Below are 8632 nucleotides of genomic sequence, written 5' to 3' on the forward strand. Positions count from 1 at the left end.
GGTCACGCGTTCGGGGCTGTCGCCGAGCGTGTTGTTCCGACGGTAGACGACCGCACTGGCGGCTGTATCGTCCGTTCGTCGGTCGGTTCCCCCGGCGGCAGTTTTAAATGTACCCCCACGCAAGGTCCGGATGTTCAAATGCCGAAAGTCGAGATCAATATCCCGGAACACCTCGAAATGCAGATCACCCAGCTGATCGATGAAGGTGAGTTCATCAACCGCGAAGAGGCCATCGAGAACCTGCTGTCGACGGGACTGAAAGCCTACAAAACGAGCGGCCCGATGGACGACGACGCCGACCTCGAAGACGACGGAATGATGAGCGACGACGGAATGATGGGCCACGACGACGAGTACGTCTTTTAGCGACCGGGTGTGTACGGAGTTCCCAATAACGCTTAACTTCGGACCCTCCCAATAGCGGGTATGCACAAAGACGAACTGCTCGAACTCCACGAACAAATGGTCACGATCATGGAGTATTTCCGTGATCAGGAGACCGTCGATTCCTCGCTGTTCGATCCCTACGACGAACTGGCTGTCGAACCCGATCACGTCCACAAATCCAAAAGCGAACACAAACACGCTGTCTTCGTCCTCGGCAACGCCCTCGCCACGGCGATGAGCGAAGACGAGTTCTCCAACGCTGGCCGCGTCGGCAAGCGGATGAAGGAACTCGCCGACGACGCCGAAGGAAAGATCTGACGTGGGCCGCTACCGCCGACCCGTCGCCGAAACGACTGCGAACCGCTGATAGCGTTTTCCGAAATGCTGGCCACACCGGTCGTGTTGGTTGCCGCTGATCTCGCCGAGGCGGTTTCTGCGGACCTGCTTTACCGGCTTTTCCTCGTTCTCGCGCTCACTGCCTCCGTCGCCACGCTGTTCGCACTCGGCCAGCCACGGGAGTGGTCTCGCCAACTGACTGATCGTCTGCTGTACGGCGTTCCGTGGGGGACGCTCATCGTCATGGTCGGCCTCCTCGCCGTCTTCTACGGCCTCCAGGACGGAGCCAGCGATACCGGCCCGATCGTTCTGCCGTTCCGCGCGTGGAGCTATCTCGACCCCTTCGGTATCGTCGTCGCCGGCTTCGCTCACTCTTCGACCAGCCACCTCATGGGTAACCTCATCGGGACGCTCGTCCTCGGCTCCTTCGCTGAGTTCATCTGGGGCCATCACACGCCACGCCGAACTGACACCGTGTTCCACGAACTGTGGACACACCCCGTCGCCCGCGCAGTCGGGGTCTTCCCGGCTGTGGTCGTCGCACTCACGATCGTTGGAACCGCCGTCGCGCTCGGGCCGATCATCGGCTTTTCGATCGTCGTCTTCGCGTTTGCGGGGTTTACGGTGGTCCGGTATCCGCTGGCGACGGTCATCGCAACTGTCGGCCAGACCGTGCTCAGCCAACTGCTGAACGCGATCAAAAACCCAGAAACGGTGACGAGCGCGGGTAGTAGCTTCAGCACGCCGTGGTTCGCTTCGATCGCCCTCCAAGGCCACGCGATCGGGCTGCTGTTCGGCATCCTGCTCGGCCTCGGGCTGCTGCGATATCGCTCGCAATCACCGCCGTCGGCAGCCCGGGTCTGGCTCGGTGTGCTCTTCTTCAGCATCTATCGCTCGCTGTGGGCCGTCTACTGGTTCCGCGGCGAGAACAGCTACGTTCTCTACCGAGCGGTTGGTGTCGGCCTCGTGTTCCTGTTGGCAGCGATGGTCACCTACGCGGTCGTCGCTCGCCATCGACCCGTGCTGTCGAAATACGCCGTCGAGAACCCCCAATCGATGCTGGCGGATATGACGACGATCAGCCACCGGCAGGTCGCGCTGTTGATTGTCGTCGCCGCGAGCGCGTCGCTCGTCACGCCGGCGATCGCGGCCAACGCGACGACCGCGGCCGACGCCGAGTTGCCGGGCGAACCGATCGAGATTCGCGGCTACGAACTCACCTACGGCGAGAACGTCACCGATGGCCAGATCAACGTCTTCGATGTCGATGGCTTCGGCGAGACGACCCGGATCAGCACCTCAGGGGTGATCGTTCGCAACACTGACAGACACATCTGGTCCACGGCGGTCAGCACCGCGCGGTTGGCCGACAGCGGCGAGGCGAAGATCCGTCTCGGCGGCGTTGGCTGGCAGGAGACCGTTACAGCGACCCGCGAGGGCTGGCAGGCCACCGGTGGCGGGACGACCTATCGAGTATTGCTCAGTCACGACAACACGACGCGGCTGCTGTACGCCTCTGATGCCGTCGAGGCCGAACCGGTCATCGTCGGCCAGCGGGTATCGATCAACGCAACCGACGATGGTTTTCGAATCGGTGTCGACAACGAGACCGCGCCGCTGCCGACCGGCAACGAATCGACGACGCTCGGCCGCCTTGAATTCACCCAGCAGGACGACCGGCTCGTGGCGATTCACGACCGATCAAACACGGCAGTCCGCGTCGCCACCAAAGCGAACTGAGTTGCCAGGCGAAAGGACCTACTTTCGAGTTATCCGTCCCACTCGATCCGATAGACTTCGGTATCAACGTCGCGGCTTTCGGCGTCGTGATGGTCGAATTGGTTGTCGATCTCGAACTCCGCGCTGAAAGCATGGGTGACCTCGCCACCGTTGTCGGCGGCGAATGCTTCGATAAACTCCTCGCTGCCGGCGTTATGCACAGAGTACGACACCGACGCGACCGAGGCAACGGTTTCGAGGAAGCCTCGATCCGCGCCCTCCTGTCCGTTCTGCGCCCCGAACGGCGGGTTCATAACGACCGTAACCGGCTCGGCGATCGCAAGCGGAAGCTGCGTCGCGTCGGCCTGTAGCCAGTGGATCGGCGTCGTTGTCCCGACGCGCTGGCGGTTCTCGACGGCGGTTTCCAGCGGCCCGCGGTCGATCTCGACAGCGATGACACGGGCTGGGCCGCGGAGCGCCGCCCCGAGCGTGAACATTCCAGTCCCGGCTCCCAGATCGAGGACAGTTCGTCCCTCGATATCGTTGTGGAGGTCAGCCAGATGGATCACGTGGGCGGCCAACGCCGGGGGCGTGGGGTACTGTTCGAGGGCTGCCTGTGGGTCCTCGAAGCCCGCGACGACCGCCAGCTGGCCTTCGAGTTCGCGCTTGGTCGCCACTACCGACACCTCCCGGCTCCGGCTCGCTGCCGAGTGGTCGAAACATCGGCACTCGATGGTTGCATAGCTGCTCTTACTCAGTGATGACGCAAAAGTGTACCCGGCTGCCTGACGGCGTGGCTCCTCTATTGGGGCGATGTGCTGGAGGCTCCTGCCGATATCTTGGGAGTGTGTCACAAAGGATTAAATAATACCCCAACCACAATCCTTATAATGGAGAGTCCGACCCGAGAACGCCAGCAGGAACAGGAATCGGGCGACAAATCGGCGGCAACCCTCACGTGTCCCGAGTGTGAGTCCGACGAGATCGTCACCGACGCCGACCAAGGCGAGTTGGTCTGTGAGGACTGCGGCCTCGTGCTGGACGAACAGCAGATCGACCGCGGGCCGGAGTGGCGGGCGTTCAATCACTCCGAACGGGAGAGCAAATCCCGCGTCGGCGCGCCGATCACGGAAACGATGCACGACCGCGGGCTGACGACGACCATCGACTGGAAAGACAAAGACGCCTATGGGCGGTCGCTGTCGTCGGAAAAACGCAGTCAGATGCACCGCCTGCGGAAATGGCAGGAGCGNATCCGAACGAANGACGCCGGCGAGCGCAANCTCCAGTTNGCGCTTTCGGAGATCGACCGGATGAGTTCCGCGCTTGGCGTGCCGCGTTCGGTGCGTGAGGTGGCGTCGGTCATCTACCGGCGGGCGCTGAAAGAAGACCTCATCCGCGGCCGCTCCATCGAAGGGGTCGCGACNGCGNCGCTGTANGCNGCCTGTCGGCAGGAGGGNATNCCNCGGTCACTCGATGAGGTGAGCGAAGTCGCCCGCGTCCCACAGAAGGAGATCGGCCGGACCTACCGCTATATCTCCCAGGAACTCGGCCTCGAACTCCGACCGGTCGATCCCAAGCAGTTCGTCCCGCGGTTCGCCTCCTCGCTGCATCTCTCCGAGGAGGTGCAGGCGAAGGCGACCGAGATCATCGACGTCTCCGCTGAGGAGGGATTGCTCTCGGGGAAATCACCGACCGGGTTCGCCGCCGCTGCGATCTACGCGGCGTCGCTGCTCTGCAACGAGAAGAAAACCCAACGCGAGGTCGCCGACGTGGCACAGGTAACCGAAGTGACGATCCGCAACCGGTATCAGGAGCAGATCGAAGCGATGGGGTTCCGGTAGGCCGTCCCTACTGCCTGCTGTGGCCGGTAGGCCCCTCTTTATTCCACAGCTAATCCATCGGATATTTTCAACGACCGTTATACCGCCGACATGCCAAATACCGGTGTCATGTACACACGCCGACGGGCATTAGCACTCGGGGCACTGGGGATCGGCTCGCTCAGTGGGTGTTCCGGTGCGGCCGACCTTGCAACCGGTGACGGACCGATCGAACGGGAAGCTGATCCAGCGGTTCTCGCCGACTCAGCCGTCGACGACGCCGGCTACGAACTCCGAACGCAGGAGGAACGGACGCTCGAACGCGAAGTCTCTGCAGGCGGCGAAACGCGAACTATCATCGCCACCAACCAGGTCGCTCTCTACGACAAAACGATCAATGACATCGAACAGGCAAGTCTCTTCGGCGTGATCTCGACGCCGGGATTCTCTTTCGCCGGCCAGACGCTGAACCCGGTCGCCGACTGGGAGAACGAACGCCTCCTAGAACTCGTCGCCGATCAGTTCCCCGGCCTGCGTGATGCGAGTGAGACATCGTCGTACGCCGAGACAGTGCTGGGCACGGACATAACGGTTTCAAAATTCGACGGCGTCGCCACGTTCGGCGGCCAAGAGTTCGACGTGTACATCTACGTCGCGTCAGTCGTCAACGAGGGTGACGTGGTCATCGGTGCCGGCGGCTACCCGCAGGCGTTCGACAGTGCCGAATCCGGCAATATCGAGAGCTTCTTCACCGCTATCGAACACCCCGCCGAGCAGTAGTAACGCGCTAATTTTCTGTCTGCGATCGTACGTATATAACCCACAGAGTTTTGTATTTGAGCGTTGTCACCCTCAACTGGAGTTATTGCGAATGGCACAAGGTACGGTTGCGTTCTTCAACGACACAGGCGGTTACGGATTCATCGAAACAGAAGAGTCGGACGACGACGTGTTCTTCCACATGGAAGACGTTGGCGGCCCTGATCTCGAAGAGGGAGAAGAGGTCGAATTCGACATCGAACAGGCAGACAAAGGCCCCCGCGCGACGAACCTACAGCGACTGTAGGCCTCATACAGCACGGTTGGACTCGTATTTTTTATCACCCTGAGAGCGGTCAGTAGCGTCGCCAACGACTACACCAAGGTCCGAACAGCAAGAACGACGGCGACGCCGACTGTCAGCGACGCGAGGAGGTTCCCGGTCCGCTTGGCAACGACGACCGTCGCAGCCGCAGCACTCCATTCCGGAACCCCGCCGTCGGCAAGGACGGGTGCCACGAAAGCGACCGCGACGGCTCCCGGGAGCGCGTCGAGTCCGGCCTCCACCCGATTGGAGCGGTCGACTCGCCCGACCAGCCAGAGCCCGCCGGCTTTCGTCGCGTAGGTCACGACTGCCATCGCCAGAATCACGCCCACAACCGTCGGATCGAGGACGACTGCCTCACGCATCACGCATCACCACCGCAACGACGACGCCGGCGAGCGCGCCACAGATGATATACCACTTCCCGGGGAGGAAGACCTCAGCAGCGATCCCGACGCCTGCGGCACCAGCCCACGGGAGCACCGACTGTCGGCCCTCCCAGAAACCGACCGCTAGTGTGAGAAACAGCGCGGGTAGGACGAAATCAATCCCGAAGCGTGTCGGCGACTCGATGAACTCACCCGCGGTCGCCCCGACCACCGTAGCGACGATCCACAGCAGCCACAACACGATGCCGCTGCCGAGGAGAAACGCGGCGTCCCGCCGGCCGTTCCGGAACGCCTCGATCGAGAGGGCCCAGTTCTCGTCGGCAACGAAGAACACGCTGGTGTACGTTGCCAGCGGCGACAGCGATCGGAGCCAGGGCTGGAGGGCCGCGCCCAACAGCAGGTATCGGAGATTGACAACGGCCGTCGTCGTCAGGAGAGCAACGACCGGGAGCGGCTCAGTCCAGAGTTCGACGGCGATGAGTTGGGCCGCACCGGCCAGCACCGTCGCGCTCATCAGCGCGGCCTCGGCGACGCTCAGCCCCGCACGGTCCGCGATGATCCCGAAGACGAGTCCGTAGCCGGCGACACCGACCGCGACTGGGGTTCCCGCGATGATTCCGGCACGAAGCCCCACGCCGGAGAACGCCATCCGCTCACTGTCGATCTCACGTCGTCGTTTCGACATCGATACACTGCACGGCGGCATCCGCCCATAACTGCTCGGAGAAGCACCGTTCTCCTCAGCGACGAGCGGCTCCCGTCACGGGAAGTACACCTGCGACGAGTTCCTGTCCTGTTTCGGAGAGCGTGTACCCGGCCGGCGACTGATCGATCAGCGCGTCACTCTGCCGAAGGTGGTAGTTCAGCCGGCCGTTGTCCTCGATGTCGGCCGCGGCCGCGAGTTCTGAATAGGAGAGCCGCTCGTCGGCCTCGAACAAGGCCCCGAGGATCGCCGCACGTGTCGGCTCCGCGAGCACGTCGAACAGATCACTCGCGCCCGCGAGGCGGGTTCCGGCCGCCGTTTCCGCGGTTGCCGTCGACCACACGTACTCTGGAATCGCCATTACTGCTCACCTGAACCATGACGCGTCGCTGAATTAACTCTACTCATGGCTGCGGTGGGTTTCCAATTACTCGCTGTCGTGTGTCAGCCACCGTACGTTGACGGGACCCGTCTCGTCCGGTGGGCCGATCTCGGCGGTTTTCACACGGTTTTCCCGAACCGTCTCGCGCCACTCCGCGAGTCGCTCCGTGTGCGTCGCCTCGTGGTGATCGGTGTTGGCATCTGCCGCCGAGTCGAGTTCGGCGGCCGTCTCGGCAGCCGTGGGATACGCCGGCACCGGATCGATGAGCGTGTCGGGTGCGACGTGGATCGGCTCCGGGCCCTCGTACGTCCCCTCCTCGCCGGCGACGTGCAAGCGGGCGCGCATCCGGCCGCTGAACGGCGGTGTGATCCGGAGGACGGCCGCACGACCGGTGCCAAGCGTGGCCTCTAACGCTGTCACCACGTCTTCTTCAGTAACCACAATTGTGCTGATCACCTGCGGCTCGGTCGATCCACCCGCGGCGTGCTCGGACGATTCGTTCGGCGACCGCTCAGTCATTGGTCGGCATTACCCCTCGGCATCGTAAACCTTTGTGGCAGCTCGCCGTCGTCGTGACTCCCGTTAGCAGTCGATATCAATCGTATCATCGTCAGCCAGCCAGTCAGCCATGCTCCCCTCGTAGACGGCGACATCGGTGAAGCCGAGCGACCGGAGGGCGACGAACGTGTGGCTGAGTCGCCGCGACGTGTTGCAGTAGAGAATGATCGGCGTCTCGCGGTCTGTTGAAACGCCCCGTTCGGCCAGTAGGGCCTCGATAGCATCGGCGTCTTTGACGCCGCGCGTCTTTTCGTCGACCAGTTCCATCCAGTCCAGCCGGATCGCGCCCGGCAGGTGGTATTCGTCGTACTCCTCCTGATCCCGGGTGTCGATTAGCGTACTCTCGCCACCCTCGATGGCAGCCTCGACGGCTTCGCGGCCGACGATCGGTGCGTCGGCAGCCAGCCCCTCGATTTCGTAGCTGACCGGCTCCGTGTCCGGCCCCTCGTCGCTCGTCTCGTACTCTCGTCGCCACGAACTGAAGTCGCCGTCGAGCAGGGCTGCGTTCTCATGGCCGTAGGCCAGCGCGGTAAGCACGAACCGGGCCGCGAAGACGCCGTGGGTGTCGTCGTAGGCGACGATCGTATCGTCGGGACCGATACCGGCCTCGCCGAGCAGGCGGCCGAACGCCTTGCCGCCGGGCAGCGTCCCCGGATCATCGGAGTCGCTGTCGCGGTAGCTGTCGAAGGGGATGTTGACCGCGCCCGGTAGGTGGCCGATAGTATCGTACTCCCATGGTTCGCGCACGTCGACGAAGCGGATCGAGTCGTCGTCAAGACGGTCGGCGAGCCACGAGGCCGAAACGAGGGGCTGGATTGTCATATATGCACTTCGTCTCGGTGGGGGTTGAACTCTGTGTCGCTCCCCGCTGGCCGCCGGTGTTCGGTGATAGAGGAGATTCTTACCTCGTTTCGGCTGACTGACACAGCACAGCCCCCCGGCGGCGTGGCCTGCGGCGTGGCTGGTGGTCACGGGGGGAGCTGTGCGGGCTGGGTTCCTGCAAAACTATCCGGAATCGTTTAGGACCGGCTGATACCTCCGTCAGAAGGGGTACTATACGGATAGGGGGTATAGACCGTCGTGTATGTCATCAGAATACGCGAAAGACGTGCTGGTCTCGGCTGACTGGGCCGAAGACCATCTCGACGAGTTCCAGAGCGACGACCCAGAGTATCGACTGGTNGANGTCGACGTNGACACNGANGCNTACGANGAGNNNCACGCNCCCGGNGCCATCGGCTTCAACTGGGA

At 62.9% G+C, this 8632-nt stretch carries 13 protein-coding genes (1 of these 13 running past the window's edge); 7 read left to right on the forward strand and 6 right to left on the reverse strand.

The window, feature by feature from the left end; genetic code table 11:
- The first annotated feature begins 138 nt into the window (after positions 1-138).
- The 3 genes from EGH24_RS05600 (at position 139) to EGH24_RS05610 (ending at position 2463) form a co-directional block, all read left to right on the forward strand.
- Positions 139-366, forward strand: coding sequence for a DUF7120 family protein (locus tag EGH24_RS05600; RefSeq protein WP_142979385.1), 228 nt, complete (start codon positions 139-141; stop codon positions 364-366).
- Between the two features lie 60 nt (positions 367-426).
- Entirely contained in the window at positions 427-705 is a 279-nt protein-coding gene (locus tag EGH24_RS05605) for a UPF0058 family protein (RefSeq protein ID WP_142979176.1), read from the forward strand.
- A gap of 63 nt (positions 706-768) precedes the next feature.
- A complete protein-coding gene (locus EGH24_RS05610; protein ID WP_142979177.1) occupies positions 769-2463 on the forward strand; it encodes a rhomboid family intramembrane serine protease in 1695 nt (564 codons plus the stop codon).
- A gap of 29 nt (positions 2464-2492) precedes the next feature.
- Here EGH24_RS05610 and EGH24_RS05615 read toward each other — a convergent pair whose 3' ends face one another.
- Positions 2493-3119 (reverse strand): METTL5 family protein, encoded by a 627-nt coding sequence (locus EGH24_RS05615; RefSeq protein WP_142979178.1) that lies wholly within the window; start codon positions 3117-3119, stop codon positions 2493-2495.
- A 213-nt stretch (positions 3120-3332) separates the two neighbouring features.
- On the opposite strand from EGH24_RS05615, the gene EGH24_RS05620 reads away from it, so the two are divergent.
- From EGH24_RS05620 to EGH24_RS05630, 3 genes are all read left to right on the forward strand, one after another.
- Positions 3333-4286, forward strand: a complete 954-nt coding sequence (locus EGH24_RS05620) for a transcription initiation factor IIB (RefSeq protein ID WP_142979179.1) — start codon at positions 3333-3335, stop codon at positions 4284-4286.
- 108 nt (positions 4287-4394) lie between these two features.
- Entirely contained in the window at positions 4395-5045 is a 651-nt protein-coding gene (locus tag EGH24_RS05625) for a DUF6517 family protein (RefSeq protein WP_142979180.1), read from the forward strand.
- A gap of 91 nt (positions 5046-5136) precedes the next feature.
- On the forward strand, positions 5137-5331 hold the full coding sequence (locus tag EGH24_RS05630) for a cold-shock protein (protein WP_021039690.1): 195 nt from the start codon (positions 5137-5139) through the stop codon (positions 5329-5331).
- Positions 5332-5399: 68 nt separating this feature from the next.
- Here the strand turns inward: EGH24_RS05630 and EGH24_RS05635 are convergent, their stop codons facing one another.
- The 5 genes from EGH24_RS05635 to EGH24_RS05655 all read right to left on the reverse strand — a co-directional run bounded on the left by EGH24_RS05635 (position 5400) and on the right by EGH24_RS05655 (position 8203).
- Complete coding sequence (locus EGH24_RS05635) at positions 5400-5714, reverse strand: AzlD family protein (RefSeq protein ID WP_142979181.1); 315 nt, start codon at positions 5712-5714, stop codon at positions 5400-5402.
- Entirely contained in the window at positions 5707-6423 is a 717-nt protein-coding gene (locus EGH24_RS05640; protein ID WP_246057900.1) for an AzlC family ABC transporter permease, read from the reverse strand. The genes EGH24_RS05635 and EGH24_RS05640 overlap by 8 nt, the downstream gene beginning before the upstream one ends.
- Positions 6424-6478: 55 nt before the next feature.
- Positions 6479-6802 carry a winged helix-turn-helix domain-containing protein gene (locus EGH24_RS05645; RefSeq protein ID WP_142979183.1) on the reverse strand — a complete coding sequence of 108 codons (324 nt, stop codon included), beginning with the start codon at positions 6800-6802 and terminating at the stop codon, positions 6479-6481.
- Between the two features lie 66 nt (positions 6803-6868).
- Positions 6869-7342, reverse strand: a complete 474-nt coding sequence (locus EGH24_RS05650; RefSeq protein WP_246057903.1) for a hypothetical protein — start codon at positions 7340-7342, stop codon at positions 6869-6871.
- A gap of 63 nt (positions 7343-7405) precedes the next feature.
- A complete protein-coding gene (locus tag EGH24_RS05655; protein WP_142979184.1) occupies positions 7406-8203 on the reverse strand; it encodes a sulfurtransferase in 798 nt (265 codons plus the stop codon).
- A 262-nt stretch (positions 8204-8465) separates the two neighbouring features.
- Here EGH24_RS05655 and EGH24_RS05660 point away from each other — a divergent pair, with 262 nt between their 5' ends.
- Positions 8466-8632: the start of a sulfurtransferase gene (locus EGH24_RS05660; RefSeq protein ID WP_142979185.1), read on the forward strand. The gene runs 700 nt beyond the window's last position; 167 of the gene's 867 nt are visible here — the first part of the coding sequence; it begins with the start codon at positions 8466-8468; its stop codon lies off the right edge, out of view.

The organism is Halonotius terrestris (assembly GCF_006861665.1).
GTDB classification, from domain to species: domain Archaea; phylum Halobacteriota; class Halobacteria; order Halobacteriales; family Haloferacaceae; genus Halonotius; species Halonotius terrestris.